The 13,682-nt window shown below is 40.1% G+C and carries 13 protein-coding genes; 5 read left to right on the top strand and 8 right to left on the bottom strand.

The features are described 5' to 3' along the window. Positions 1-244 precede the first annotated feature (244 nt). From BLU33_RS05015 to BLU33_RS05000, 4 genes are all read right to left on the bottom strand, one after another. On the bottom strand, positions 245-1,003 hold the full coding sequence (locus tag BLU33_RS05015; protein ID WP_091369939.1) for a uroporphyrinogen-III synthase: 759 nt from the start codon (positions 1,001-1,003) through the stop codon (positions 245-247). Positions 1,004-1,029: 26 nt separating this feature from the next. Continuing rightward, positions 1,030-2,187: a DUF4271 domain-containing protein gene (locus BLU33_RS05010; RefSeq protein ID WP_091369937.1), complete on the bottom strand. Its 1,158-nt coding sequence runs from the start codon at positions 2,185-2,187 to the stop codon at positions 1,030-1,032. Between the two features lie 57 nt (positions 2,188-2,244). After that, positions 2,245-2,871, bottom strand: a complete 627-nt coding sequence (locus tag BLU33_RS05005; protein WP_091369935.1) for a hypothetical protein — start codon at positions 2,869-2,871, stop codon at positions 2,245-2,247. Positions 2,872-2,986: 115 nt separating this feature from the next. Continuing rightward, positions 2,987-3,871 (bottom strand): PhzF family phenazine biosynthesis protein, encoded by an 885-nt coding sequence (locus tag BLU33_RS05000; protein ID WP_091369933.1) that lies wholly within the window; start codon positions 3,869-3,871, stop codon positions 2,987-2,989. Between the two features lie 38 nt (positions 3,872-3,909). Between BLU33_RS05000 and BLU33_RS04995 the strand changes: the two genes are divergently transcribed. Continuing rightward, positions 3,910-4,326, top strand: coding sequence for a winged helix-turn-helix transcriptional regulator (locus BLU33_RS04995; RefSeq protein ID WP_232009399.1), 417 nt, complete (start codon positions 3,910-3,912; stop codon positions 4,324-4,326). Positions 4,327-4,421: 95 nt separating this feature from the next. Here the strand turns inward: BLU33_RS04995 and BLU33_RS04990 are convergent, their stop codons facing one another. The 4 genes from BLU33_RS04990 to BLU33_RS04980 all read right to left on the bottom strand — a co-directional run bounded on the left by BLU33_RS04990 (position 4,422) and on the right by BLU33_RS04980 (position 8,265). Further along, entirely contained in the window at positions 4,422-5,789 is a 1,368-nt protein-coding gene (locus BLU33_RS04990; protein WP_091369931.1) for an alpha-L-fucosidase, read from the bottom strand. Between the two features lie 56 nt (positions 5,790-5,845). Continuing rightward, positions 5,846-7,072 (bottom strand): DUF2264 domain-containing protein, encoded by a 1,227-nt coding sequence (locus BLU33_RS04985; protein WP_232009398.1) that lies wholly within the window; start codon positions 7,070-7,072, stop codon positions 5,846-5,848. 16 nt (positions 7,073-7,088) lie between these two features. After that, complete coding sequence (locus tag BLU33_RS25565) at positions 7,089-7,214, bottom strand: hypothetical protein (protein ID WP_262493827.1); 126 nt, start codon at positions 7,212-7,214, stop codon at positions 7,089-7,091. A 160-nt stretch (positions 7,215-7,374) separates the two neighbouring features. Continuing rightward, the gene (locus BLU33_RS04980; protein WP_091369929.1) at positions 7,375-8,265 is read right to left on the bottom strand and encodes an AraC family transcriptional regulator; all 891 of its coding nucleotides are present in this window, start codon (positions 8,263-8,265) and stop codon (positions 7,375-7,377) included. A 182-nt stretch (positions 8,266-8,447) separates the two neighbouring features. Here BLU33_RS04980 and BLU33_RS04975 point away from each other — a divergent pair, with 182 nt between their 5' ends. From BLU33_RS04975 to BLU33_RS04960, 4 genes are all read left to right on the top strand, one after another. Next, on the top strand, positions 8,448-9,764 hold the full coding sequence (locus BLU33_RS04975; protein WP_091369928.1) for an alpha-L-fucosidase: 1,317 nt from the start codon (positions 8,448-8,450) through the stop codon (positions 9,762-9,764). A gap of 30 nt (positions 9,765-9,794) precedes the next feature. Further along, entirely contained in the window at positions 9,795-11,024 is a 1,230-nt protein-coding gene (locus BLU33_RS04970; RefSeq protein WP_091369926.1) for an enolase C-terminal domain-like protein, read from the top strand. A gap of 147 nt (positions 11,025-11,171) precedes the next feature. Then, positions 11,172-11,978, top strand: coding sequence for an SDR family NAD(P)-dependent oxidoreductase (locus BLU33_RS04965; protein ID WP_091369924.1), 807 nt, complete (start codon positions 11,172-11,174; stop codon positions 11,976-11,978). 51 nt (positions 11,979-12,029) lie between these two features. Beyond that, positions 12,030-13,673, top strand: coding sequence for a sodium:solute symporter (locus BLU33_RS04960; protein WP_091369922.1), 1,644 nt, complete (start codon positions 12,030-12,032; stop codon positions 13,671-13,673). Positions 13,674-13,682: the final 9 nt, after the last annotated feature.

Raw genomic sequence — 13,682 nt, 5'->3', positions numbered from 1 at the left:
TATTAAATATAACAACCAAATGTAACCCCCGAATATAACAAATGATTGACAAATACTGAAAATAAAACATTTTTTTTCAGCGTTTGTTGATAAGCTATCAACATTAGCGCCAATTAGTTTATAATCAGCACTTTATATGTTAAAAACATACAAGAATATCATTCAAATAGAGGGCTATTTTCAGACTTTTATACGGCGAGTTGTAAAAAAAAGTTACAATAAGTTAAATAAAAATAGTTAAACTTTATTTATTTACCTGTTTAACGTATTGTTCTATTGCCATTGTCATAGATGGGGCCTGTGGTGTAGGGGCCGGAATATCCAGTATTAGCCCCGATTCAAGCACTGCTTTATGGGTGGTTGCACCAAAAGCAGCTATGCGGGTATTGTTCTGTTTAAAGTCGGGAAAGTTTTTATATAACGACTGGATACTTGATGGACTAAAGAAAGCGATAACGTCATAAAAAACGTCAGCCAGATCGGAAAGATCACTACAAACAGTACGGAAAAGTACTGCCGGTGTAAAGTTGTAACCGTTCTCCAGCAAAAATTTTTGCGTTTCTTCGGCAGCAACATCCGAGCATGGGTACAGGAACTTTTCGTTTGAGTGTTTTTTTAACACTTCGGCCAGGTCGGCCGCGGTTTGTTTGCCAAAGAATATTTTTCTTTTGCGGTACTGTATATATTTTTGAAGATAAAGGGCTATAGTTTCTGAAAGGCAGAAATATTTCATTTCTACCGGCACTTCAAAACGCATCTCCTCGCAAATGCGGAAAAAGTGATCAGCAGAGTTACGGCTCGTAAAAATTACCGCAGTAAAATCCACAAGATTTATTTTCTCTTTACGGAAATCTTTAGCCGGTACGCCTTCAACATGTATAAAAGCCCTGAAATCAATTTTCAGGTTAAGCTTTTTAGCCAGTTCAGCGTATGGATTTTTGTCGTTCTCAGGTTTCGGTAAAGTAACCAATATACTTTTAACCTTTTTCTTTCTATCTTCCAATATTCAATTTTATAACTGCCTAAATCCTATAAGTTAAGTACCTTGATCAAAATCAAAATAGGGCAAATTTCGAGGGCACAAAGATAGATAAATAAATAAAATTTGTGAAATCGAAAATTAGAAATAATGTTAACACTGCTGCGCAGATAGATCCAAACGAATATAACTACGATTAAAAACAAGGCTACAGCCAGCAGGTAAGGGATAAATTGGGCTGCCATTAAGCTAAAACATACGGCAACCGGTAAAAAAACAAACGCTATATTAAAATAAGTTAAATACAGCGCTGTAATGTATTCGCTCACTATGCGGTTAATATCAAACAGAAAGCCAATAACCTTTAACAGCAAAAATTTAAACGCAAACAGCGATATAACAATAAGCGAAAGGGCTACAAAAAGCTGTAAGCCGCTATAACTAAAATATACACTTTTATATGATGCATACTGATATAAAAACAAACCGAACGTTGCGCTAAAAAGCAGGAACAAACCAACAAAAGTGCGGAAATTTAATTGCTTGTCGTCCTTATCAAACTGGGCCGCACGTTTAGCATAAAATGATTGAAATATCGTTTTAATGTCGCTACCAAACGAAAAATTCAGCAAAGCGGTATATAAAAGCAGGATGACGATGATAACCAATATCCAGGGGTCGCGGCTTTTGCGGATGTGCCCATCCCCTGTTGTTTTGCCGGATTTAAAAGGGATATCTAAAAAATTATGGCCTTTATATAGATTCCCAATCAGCATTACTGCCAGTTGGTTAACCCGGTTTGAGTCGGGGAATACATACATATTAGCCAACGAATCACTTACAAACTTTGCCCGTAAGGTTGTAGCCATCGCTACGGAATCAAGCAATTCCATGTGTTGCGGAGTGCGGGTTACATTAGAGTCGCCCCTTGTTAATGAAGTACTACCTGCTAATGCAGGCTTACTTGCAGACACGGAATCCTGTTGCGCATAAACACCGGAACAGGTAAGCAGTATAAACAGAAGCCCCAAAACACTAAAGCGCATTATAAATACAAGATTGCTTATTTGCTGCGAAAATACCGCATTTATTGGTTTATTTATGCATCCGGGCTTTATTTTAGTGTTAAATTTATGACCTACACGAATGCGGATATTATAATACTTATCAATAAATATGCATATGCTATTTATAACTAAAAATTTCACATATTATTATTTAATACTACTGAATAATACACAAGCTGTAGCTGTACACTGGCTTACTTATTTGGCAGAAACATTCTTTACTGCTTGAAAATCTGCTTTTTGGGTAAAATACTGCAATGATAAAACCCAGGCAATTGTAATAAGCAGCGTAATTTTCTGCATAATGGGCAAAAACTCTACATTGCTACGGGTGAAATACATGTAATTACAACTATATGAAGCAATAAGGCAAACGATGCAAAGAGCTTTAAACAAGTGCAATTTCGACTTAAATACAAATATTGTGATGTAAAACATACTAATAAGCGCCAGCGTACTGGCAATAGTGATCATTTTATCATGATAGGGTGTTACTGCCAAAAACGCAAATAACATAGCGCTAACACCACAGTATTTAATCATCCTGACTGCACCTTTTTGGGGTATTTTCTTTGAGAAATCAATAAAAAACAAAGCAAAACTACCACAAAGGAACAGCATGCCCGCAATAGCCCAAAGTTGAGCAGCATTATCGGCACCATTTACTGCTTTTGGGCCAAACAGGTTACTCAGGTAGTTATTACCCCAATCGTACCCGATGGAATTTTTATCATATTGTGAGCCACCCGGATAATACAGGGTAGCTATCAGAAGCAGTAATAAAGAAATAATTATTCCAAACAGGATCGAATATTTTTTAAGCATGCAATATCGATTTTAGAACGGGATTCCTTTTGTTAAGAACCGCAGCACTATAAATGTACAACATTTTGCATATCACCTATATGAATACCTTTACACATGGCAGGCATACTAAACTTTATAAGTAAAGCTTTCCTTCCATTACGATTACAGATGAACCACTTACCCAAACCCCATCGTTTACTACTTTTACGTGAATGATAGATGGTTGATTTACATGTTCCCCCTGTAGAATCTGAAAATCCGCGTCTTTATTGATATGGCCAAGCTTTTCCAGGTATCCCGCCAACGGACCAGCAGCCGTACCCGTGGCCGGGTCTTCATCAATACCAATACCAGGGTTAAAAAAACGTGCTTCAGCCAGGATGCTAGTATCAGGATGATCTGTCGTAAATAAATAACAGCCTTCAAAGCCAAACTTAGCAGAAGCTTCTTTCAACAAAGATTTATTTGAAATGGCCTTTTTTAGCAGTTCTCTATTCTTTACAGGAACCATCAGGTGTGCAACTTCGGTCTTTACTATATTGATATCCCATCCATTCAGGTTGAGGTCATCAACGCTTAATCCTATAGCCTGGGCAATAAGTTCAGTTGGCACCGTTCTAACAATTTGCGCAGGGCGCTGCTTCATTCCAACATAAGGTAAATCACCTTGTCCGGTAATTTTCAAGGGAATTTTATCGTCTTTTATCATAACCCATGGTTGGGTGCCCTGACCTTTAAAAATATCCCATTTTTTAAGCAAAGCCAGGCATACGGCACCCAACAGATTGTGCCCGGCGCCTATAACCTCATGTTTTGCCTGGGTAAATGAGCGTACCTTAAAAACGTTTTCTGTAGTTGAATAATTCACAAAGGATGTCTCTGAATACCCAAATTCCCGGGAAATATCATAATACTGATTGATATCAAGTTCTTCATCAATATATACTACTGACAGCTGATTGCCTTTATACCTGCTGTCGGTAAATACATCCACTACGTAATAATCCAGTGTTTTCATGCCCTTATTATTTTATTTATTTTCAAAATTAGATACTAATGGTTTACATTTATTATCAGTTAACTAAAGGTAACCGGTTACCATTTGGTAACTATCATAATATGGAAGATCAGATAAAACAAGAAGCAACCTGCGAGCAGGAATTGATTGCTATTCGCGATAGCCTGGAGATATTGGGAGGCAAATGGAAGCTTAGGATTATGCGCCATTTAAATAATCACATTGCTGAAACAAACACTTTTAAAAAGATCCAGCGTGAGGTTGAAGGCATATCGGCAAAAATGCTTTCAAAGGAATTACAGGACCTGGAAACAAACCTGCTGCTGACAAGAACAGTAATGAACACCCGGCCCGTTACCGTAAGCTATGCCATAACCGAATACGGCATGAGTGTTTTTCCGGTAACAGAAACCCTGGTTCAGTGGGGTTTAAATCACCGGCAAAAGATAAAATAAAGATGAGAGATATTACAGATTGCTGCTTAAAAAGTAAACCCCGGCAGCTGCCATAGCAGTTACCGGGGTGATGTATTTAAAGTTAGTCCCCTCAATTATAAGCCGCCTTTGCCGTTGTATAACTTGACAGGGCCATCCAGGGAAACCTTTAACGCCGTAACGTATTTATCCTGTACCCCTTTTGGAACGTTGATGTATACGAGCCCCGGCACCTTGCTCCAGGATATTTTGCCGACAATATTATAGCTTAAATGAGTACCTGTGCCCAATACCGTTATATCTTTGATCTTATTCTGTAGACCCTTTAGGGTTACACTGCCGCTGATGTTGCCCTGCAGAAACAGATACAATACGGTTGAGTCTTTGGAGAGCGTAGTCGGGCCGTAAAAATGCCCCTGTGGTATCCCGGCAATTGTATTAAACACAGCCTCTCCGTTTCTCTTATTCCACGCACCAAGCTCCTTTAGCAAGTATACATCTTCATCGGATATTGAGCCGTCAGCCCTAGGGCCTATATCGAGCAACAAGTTTCCGCCATTTGAAACCGCATCGGTAAAAATAGTAATAACCTGATAGGGTGTCTTCCAATTTGTATCATCAGGATGATATCCCCAGTTATTATTTGCAGTCATACATAATTCCCACCAGTTGAAGGCCGGGCGTGAAACCGGGAAGTTTTGCTCCGGTGTTTCGTAATCGCCATATCCCTGAAGCCGGCCATTGATGATGGCATTTTTATTACCCGTTAAAATAATATCGCGCACTTTGGCAGCTTCCCATTCTTCGGCGCTATGTTCCCAATCACCGTCAAACCACCATAGATCGGGCTTGAACTTTTGGTTGATCTCTTTGATCTGGGATTGAAAGAATGCCCGGAACTTATTCCAGCGATCGTAATCATCATGGACGTTATACCTTGAACTATCTTTTAAAAACCCTGGATAGTTGCTATTTGACCAATCAATCAGCGAGAAGTAGGCACCACATTTGATATTTCTTTCTCTCAATGCAGCAAATAAAGGTTTGATCATGTCCCGACGAGCCGGCGTTGACTTTACAATATTTAGATTATCAACCTGTGAATCATACATAGTGACGCCATCATGGTGTTTTGTAGTAATAACAGCATACTTCGCACCGCTTTCTTTGATCAGGTCGGCCCAGTATTCAGGATCATATTTCTTGAGCGTAAAACCCTGAAGCTGCTTCATGTAGTCGGCATAGGTGATCTTTTTGTTGTGAAAACTCCAGGATTCGTCGATGCCATTAACAGCATAGATACCTTCATGAATAAATATACCAAGTTTTGCATCTGCGAACCATTGCATTTTATCTTTAATGCTTGCCGGATCAACTGAGGATTGCGCCTGGCTTAATGTTGATAGAAAAACCAGGACAATTGCCGATAGAAAGCCTTTTCTATTGTTTGCCTGCCGTAACGAAATTAATGATGGAAAAATCATGTTGTTTTTATTATTTAATTATATAGTTCATCTCCCTGTTCTATTTGATAATACTGTTAATCTTCAGCATGATCAATATTCACTTCTTTGCCTTCCCACACTTTTTTTGCTGTCCATTCTTCATCTGCACCCTGCCAAAAAACGTCTGTTGGCGGCAACCCTAACACCAGGAATGCCTCGGAACACAAATAAAGGCTACCGGTAGATATATAGGACTCGCCTATACCGGGTTGGTGCCCATAAATGCCTATCTGTAGCCAGCCATTACTGTCAAAAGTGCCCGGCGCCTCAACCTGCCGTTTGATCATTGTATATAAAGCGGCCCGCACTTGCTGAGGCTTAACGCCGGCAGGAAGCTCGTGCATTAAACTTATCATAGACAAGGTTTGGAACGCCCCAAACCTATATGCTAATGACCGGCCTATCGGTGGATAGGTGGCCTCCGGCGATATCATCCTTTCTTGCACAGCAGCGTAGCGTTTTGCATGAGCAAGGGCTGTTTCATAGGTTTTCTTTTGTCCGGGATTTGTGTCACTTAACGTTTTTAATACCCCAACCAGCATAGGCTGAATAACGAAGCTATTATAATAATCCCAATGAAAATTTTCCCCGTCGCCATAAGCGCCATCCCCTTTATACCATGATACCAAATGCTGCTTAATAGCATAATCCATGCGCATCCTATCGCCGCTACCATCAAAGCGCAGGAGAACTGCCTCTATGGTCGCGCTAAATAAAAGCCAATTGTTAAATCCCGGGGTAATAACCCTCGAAGATTTTAGAGCTGTTATCACATTGCTTTGGGTTGTGCTATCCAGCCTACCCCATAACTGGTTTGGAGCCCTCAGTAAAGCTTGTGCTAAAAAGGCAGCATCAACTACGGGCTGGCTGCCTTTATTAAAGTTCATAAAGTCTGCCGCCTTTGGATCGGTAGCATTGTGTATGCTCAGCAGGGCCAGTTTAATATACTTTTCACGAAGTTTACCTTCGGATGTTTTATCGGGGCCAAGTTCGAGCCAGGGGGCCATACCTGCCATCAGCCGGCCAAAAGCCTCCAGGTAGGTAGATGATTCCCGGCCTTTTGCATTCGACTCTACCGGCATTTGCTTTCTGAGCTCATTTTTGCTTAACGCTTCCAATACAGGATCAGCTATACGTGTAAGCGTACTTACATAATAAGTACGCTCAGTTTGTCCTGCTGATTGTGATTGCGCCTTAACCGTTAATGCACTTATGCAAGTTAAAAGCATCGTGCTGTAAATTTTCAAATATTTAGCTTTCATACTGTTATTTGTTGACCTATAATGGGGTTGAAAATATCTTTGCCGCATCATCATCCTCATATTTATCAATCATCTTTTTAAGCTTAACCCGCAAATCGGCAGTGATATTTTCGTATCCCTTTTTGCCATATAGATTATTCATTTCATGGATTGCATTAAAATGCTTAATTAAAAGTTCTGCCCGGCTCACGTACATTTTTGCCTTTCCGTTGCGTCAGATTATCCCGGCCTCTTCAACATATTCCATAACTCTTTTTACCGTATCAGGATAAAGTGTTTGCACACGAATCACAACAGTTACCTCAAAAGCCATGGTTCATCATCCGGTAAGATTCGGGAGAAACACCCATCGTTTTTTTAAATAACCTGGAAAAGTAGTATGGATCATCATATCCGAGATTTATAGCGATATCTTTAATTTTAACATGGGGGCTGAATAAAAGCTGGCACGCCCGTTGAATTTTAAGCTGGATAAAATATTCCATAGGCGACATTCCTGTTGATTTGCGGAATAAACTTGAAAAATAAGACATTGATAGTTGATAGCGGTTTGCAAAATTAGCTACAGTGAACTTGGAGGTTATGCTATCGCGCATAAAAACAATGGTTTCCCTCACCATATCTTTATCATCCGGAACGGAAAAATGCCGGTCCGGATATAAAAAGGTCGATAAGAAATAATACAAACACATATTGGCATTGTTCAAATTATCCTTACTATAACCCATTTCCAACGACTTGTACATCTCCTCCCAAATAGTAAGCCCTTTTTCATTGTAGGGGATATTTTTAGGACCGTCATCAACTGATATATTCATTAGCTTGTTAAATGAATCCATATTGCTGCCGCTATAATGCACCCAAAATATAGTCCAGGGTTGTTCATCATCAGCGCCATACTTAAGATATTTGGTGGTTGCGGGTATCTGTAAAAACTGGTTAGGCCCCACTTCATATTTCTTTTTATCAACTATATACCAACCCTTTCCATTGAGGCAATAAATAAATATATTGTCGCTGCAGCCCTTTCTGCGTTCCCGAAAATGATGAGCCGCTTTTGGGAAATAACCAATATGTGTAATAAAAATTTGGTTCGGGATAGAGTTAACCACTCCTGTATTTTTAAAGATTATACCCGGCAGGTTAATTTGCCGTTGCCCTTCAAATCCATCCCGTACTTTTGTTTTTCTCATGTATATTAATAAGACAACAGCTATTAAATGGCTATCAGCGATAACGCCGGATGGTTAAATGCATTTAGGTAAATAATTGTTGTAAAACTAAATAATAATTGGATAATCCATTAAAATAGAAATATAATTCATTGTAAGGAGGATACTAAGGCAATAGCTTTGATTACCAATTTACTTAAATAATGAAATATTTTTTCTCCTTGCTTATCCTGCTATCGTGTGTTGCTAAACCAAAGGCACAAACGCTAATAGACCCAACCATTAAAACACCTCATGCAGTGATGGATGATTTTATGGATCAACGTTTTGGCATGTTTATTCACTGGGGCCCGGTAACCTTACGTGGTACTGAGATTGGCTGGAGCCGCGGCCACGAAGTGCCAACAGCCGAATACGACAGCTTGTATAAAGAATTTGACCCGATTTTATTTAATGCTGATGCATGGGTTAAAACCGCCAAAGATGCGGGGATGAAATACGTGGTAATTACCGCCAAACATCATGACGGGTTTTGCTTATGGCCAACAAAATCATCTGATTACAATATCATGAACACACCCTTTAAAAAAGATGTTGTTGGTGAACTTGCCGCCGCCTGCAAAAAATACAATCTCAAATTCTGTATTTATTTTACCGTGTTAGATTGGCATGACCCACATTACCCCAATCACAATGGTGCATCACCCCCCGACTCGCTCGTCAATATGAATGAGTTTGTCAAAACGATGAAAAGCGAATTGAAAGAGTTGGTTACAACCTATCATCCCTACATGCTCTGGTTTGATGGTAATTGGGAAAAGCCATGGAAAAACGAATATGCCGTTGATGTTTATACCTATTTAAAGCAACTGGACCCTAACGTTATTATTAATAACAGGCTTGGTGCAAATGACGAGCACGTAACATTAAATTCCAGAAGTATTGGCGACTACGCCACACCCGAGCAAGTAATAGGCGCGCTTGATATGAATACGCCATGGGAAACCTGTATGACCATTTGTACCCAATGGGCATGGAAACCCAATGATAAAATGAAAAGCCTGAAGGAATGCTTGCAAACTTTAGTTAAAACAGCTGGTGGAAACGGTAATTTGTTGTTTAACGTGGGGCCGATGCCTGATGGAAGAATGGAACAGCGCCAGGTTACCCGGTTGAAAGAAATGGGCGATTGGTTAAAAATTTATGGAGAAAGCATTTACGGTACAAAAGGTGGCCCGTTTGCGCCTAATAATGATTTTGCTACTACCCGTAAAGGCAATAAACTGTACGTCCATGTTTTCGAAAAAAAATCGGATCTATTAACGCTGCCCTTAGCAACCAAAGTAAAAGTTAAACAAGCTTATTTACTTAACGGGGGGGAAATTAAATATAGCCAGGATACGACAGGCAATATAACACTTCAACTGCCTGACCAATTGCCAAACAATAATGATACCGTAATAGCATTGGAACTTACCACAAGCGCCGAAGCTATCCCTGTGGTTTCTCATTTGAACTAATGATGCTTTTATAAAATAATAATTTGGTAAATGATAAAAAATATCCGGATAAGCGATAGGCGGTTCCCAATTGGAAAAGGAGCCGGAAGCGACGCAATTCATCGCGACCCAATATATTCATACGCCGTAACCCAATTAATAGACGATAGCGGGCTTACAGGTACTGGTTTTGCCTTTACTTTGGGCGAGGGCAATGATCTTGTATGCAAGGCAGCGCAGTTTTATGCCGAACAACTGAAGGGGAAAGATATTGAAGAGTTGATGGCGGCCTTTGGAACATTATTTAACCAATTATCAAACGAGCAGCAGTTTAGGTGGCTTGGGCCGCATAAGGGGGTGGTACATCTTGCGTTGGCCTCTGTTACTAATGCTTGCTATGATCTTTGGGCAAAAAAAAGAGGTGTACCCTTATGGAAACTTTTGATTGACCTGTCGCCCGAACAGATCGTCAATACGCTTGATCTTTCTTATTTGGAAGATGAGCTTACGCGTGAGCAGGCCATAAAATTATTAAAAGATAATTATGCCGGTAAAACCAACCGGATGCCGGTTATAGCCACCGGGTACCCGGGTTACGATACTTCTATTGGCTGGTTTAACTATAGCGACGAAAAGGTACGCGAAAATTGTAAAAAGGCAGTAGCCAATGGCTTTACCGCCATGAAATTAAAGGTAGGCAGCGCCGAGGCAGAACGGGACATCCGCAGGGCGCATATTGTACGTGAAGTAGCAGGAGATGACATCAGGGTAATGCTTGACGCTAACCAGCAATGGACATTGCCGCAAGCCATCAGTATTTGCAAACGCCTGCAAAGCATGAATCCATATTGGATAGAAGAACCCACTCATCCTGATGATGTATTAGCACATAAAACGCTGGCTGAAGCCATCGCACCAACAAAACTAGCCTTAGGTGAGCATGTACCTAACCGCATTATTTTTAAGAACTATCTGCAAACAGGTTCGGCTGGATTTATACAGGTTGATGCCGTAAGGGTTGGTGGCGTAAGCGAATTTATTACCATTAGTTTACTATGCCGTAAATACAACATACCGGTAGTACCGCATGTGGGCGATATGGGCCAGTTACACCAGCACCTGGTATTATTTAATCACATCGTCCTCGGCCACGAAGCTTTGTTTTTGGAGCATATTCCGCATTTACAGCAGTATTTTACCCATCCCGTTGTAATAGAAAACGGTTTTTATATAACGCCGATGGAAGCAGGAAGCAGTTGCGACTTAAAACAAATGGACTAAAAGTTATCAAAATATAAATAGTAAAAAGATTTATTTTTCCAATAGCATTATCCATTATAACAAATAAATTGGCTATTACAAAGGCATTTATATAATTCCATTATTGACAATATTATCCTTTAATCCAATTTTTAAAATTCTAATTATATGTTAAATAATAAAGTTATCCTTTTAACCGGTGGAACAGAAGGAATTGGTTTTGAATGTGCCAAAGCATATGAAAAAGCTGGGGCAATGATTGGCATTATTTCTAATTCAGCCGAAAGTATTCAACAAGCATCATTGCAACTAAACGCTAAAAATGTCCATTATATTAAAGCCGATGTGGCAAATGCTGCCGAAGTGGAACAGGCTGTGCAGGAAACCATATCTAAATTTGGAAAAATAGATATTGTGCATAATAATGCAGGCATAGCAAACCCTTCAAAAGCTTTACATGAAACTAATGATGATGAATGGGAACGGCTTTTTGCAGTAAATGTTAAAGGAATTTACCACACCACTCGATTCGCTTTAAATGAATTGAAGAATAATAAAGGCAATATTTTGAACACTAGCAGCCTTGTTGGTGATATTGGCCAGGAAATACATGCAGCTTATAGCGCTACTAAAGGAGCCATTAATGCCCTTACCAAATCAATGGCGCTCGACTATGCCCCAATCGGAATAAGAGTTAATGCTGTTGCGCCCGCCGGCGTATGGACACCAATGCTACGCAATTGGAGCACGCAGCAACCAAACCCTGAATTGATAGCAGCTTATTTAGATGGGATACATGTATTAGGGTATTGCCCCGAGGGCGATGTAGTAGCAGATGCCTGCCTTTTTATGGTATCGGATATGGCCAGGTTTATTACCGGGTGTATTTTGCCTGTAACGGGAGGTGCCGAACTGGGCTATCGAAAAAACCTGTATAAAGTTAATTCCGAAAAGGCTGTTACTAACATAGGCTGATAAATTACCCTGAACGCTATAAAAACAAAAACAACTATAAAGCAATTATAAATGTTAAAGTCCACCGACTTAATTATTAGTATACTATATATTCTGGGCATTTTGACCGTAGGCCTTTGGATTGGTATCCGCCATCGGCTAAAAAACAATAAAAGTGCCGCAACCGAATATTTTTTGGCTGGAAAATCTTTGAAATGGCCGGCTATCGGCTTAGCGCTTTTTGCCACCAATATTTCAACGGTACATTTGGTGAGCCTTGCGCAAAGCGGTTTCGACAGTGGGTTGCTTAATGGTAATTTTGAGTGGATGGCAGCCTTTACACTTATTTTACTGGCTTTATTCTTTGTCCCTTTTTATATCAAATCAGGTGTATCTACGCTGCCCGATTTCCTGGAAAAGCGTTATGATCGCTCCAGCCGTGATTGGCTGGCTATCGTATCTATCCTGTCGGCAATCATTATTCACATCGCGTTTTCAATGCTGGCGGGTGGCATCGTGTTAAAAACATTATTTGGCCTTAACATGTATGTAAGCGTTATTGCAATTTGCATAGTTACGGCCATATATACAATTACCGGGGGGTTAAAAGCAGTAGTGGTTACCGAGTCGATACAAACTATTGTTTTGCTGACAGGCGCTTTTATCATCAGCTATGCGGCTTTTCATCGCATGGGAGGCTGGCAGCCTATGGTGAAAATATTATCAGCTCATCATGAAACAAATAAACTCTCCATGCTACGCCCAGCTAATGATGGCAGCGGCATGCCCTGGTATGCAGTTTTTTTAGGGTACCCTGTCCTGGGTATCTGGTATTGGTGTGCTGATCAAACTATAGTACAACGCGTATTGGGCGCTAAAAATGAAGATCACGCCAGGGTTGGGCCGTTGTTTTGTGGCTTTATTAAAATACTGCCGGTGTTTATTTTTGTTTTGCCGGGTTTATTGGCTTATACTTTATCAAAATCAGGGCTTTTGGACGTAAGCAGTTTAGGATTGGATGATAAGGGGCAAGTAAATTCAAAAGGGATTTATACCCTGATGATCACCCAATTGTTGCCTAGCGGCTTAATAGGTGTATTGGTAGCAGCACTTTTATCAGGTTTAATGAGCCAGGTATCAGGCGCCCTCAACTCTATCTCAACCATGGCAAGTTATGATATTTATCAAAGATATTTTCCTGATCGATCTGACAAACAATTGGTATTTGCCGGGAAATTAGTTGCAGGTATTGCCCTGGTTTTTTCGCTTGCACTCCTGCCTTTGTTAAATCAATATGAAAGTATCTTCAGCGGCATTAATGATATTATAGCTCATATAGCGCCGCCAATTACCTGTGTATTTTTGCTTGGTGTGTTTTGGAAAGGAGCCTCAGCTAAATCGGCTAAATTAACCTTGTGGATTGGCTCCGCATTAGGGGTTATTGTGTTTGCTGTTAATAAATTATGCCCGCAAACAATAATTGGCCATACCCCATTTATGATGATGGCTTTTTACCTGTTTTGTATATGCGTGGTTGTACAGGTATTTTTTTCATATGTATTCCCGGTTCAGCATACGAAAGAGAGCAGGCAGCTTTATTGGGAATCGCCAATGGCGGCTTTGTCTAGTTCGGGATGGAAAGGTATTGGCAATTATAAACTACTGTCAGCACTTTTATTAGTGATGATTGGGGTGTTATATTATGTATTCAGATAATTATAGGGG

Origin of the sequence: Mucilaginibacter mallensis (genome assembly GCF_900105165.1) — a bacterium.
In the GTDB taxonomy this organism is placed as follows: Bacteria; Bacteroidota; Bacteroidia; order Sphingobacteriales; family Sphingobacteriaceae; genus Mucilaginibacter; species Mucilaginibacter mallensis.
This window is presented reverse-complemented; position numbering and strand designations above follow the sequence as displayed.

What these genes read in the sequence shown, in the direction of transcription:
- BLU33_RS04995 (WP_232009399.1), top strand. Translation starts at nt 3,910, where the DNA reads ATGGTTTACATTTATTATCAGTTAACTAAAGGTAACCGGTTACCATTT.
- BLU33_RS04985 (WP_232009398.1), bottom strand. Translation starts at nt 7,072, where the DNA reads ATGAAAGCTAAATATTTGAAAATTTACAGCACGATGCTTTTAACTTGC.
- BLU33_RS04980 (WP_091369929.1), bottom strand. Translation starts at nt 8,265, where the DNA reads ATGAGAAAAACAAAAGTACGGGATGGATTTGAAGGGCAACGGCAAATT.
- BLU33_RS04990 (WP_091369931.1), bottom strand. Translation starts at nt 5,789, where the DNA reads ATGATTTTTCCATCATTAATTTCGTTACGGCAGGCAAACAATAGAAAA.
- BLU33_RS04975 (WP_091369928.1), top strand. Translation starts at nt 8,448, where the DNA reads ATGAAATATTTTTTCTCCTTGCTTATCCTGCTATCGTGTGTTGCTAAA.
- BLU33_RS04965 (WP_091369924.1), top strand. Translation starts at nt 11,172, where the DNA reads ATGTTAAATAATAAAGTTATCCTTTTAACCGGTGGAACAGAAGGAATT.
- BLU33_RS05000 (WP_091369933.1), bottom strand. Translation starts at nt 3,871, where the DNA reads ATGAAAACACTGGATTATTACGTAGTGGATGTATTTACCGACAGCAGG.
- BLU33_RS04960 (WP_091369922.1), top strand. Translation starts at nt 12,030, where the DNA reads ATGTTAAAGTCCACCGACTTAATTATTAGTATACTATATATTCTGGGC.
- BLU33_RS25565 (WP_262493827.1), bottom strand. Translation starts at nt 7,214, where the DNA reads ATGAATAATCTATATGGCAAAAAGGGATACGAAAATATCACTGCCGAT.
- BLU33_RS04970 (WP_091369926.1), top strand. Translation starts at nt 9,795, where the DNA reads ATGATAAAAAATATCCGGATAAGCGATAGGCGGTTCCCAATTGGAAAA.
- BLU33_RS05005 (WP_091369935.1), bottom strand. Translation starts at nt 2,871, where the DNA reads ATGCTTAAAAAATATTCGATCCTGTTTGGAATAATTATTTCTTTATTA.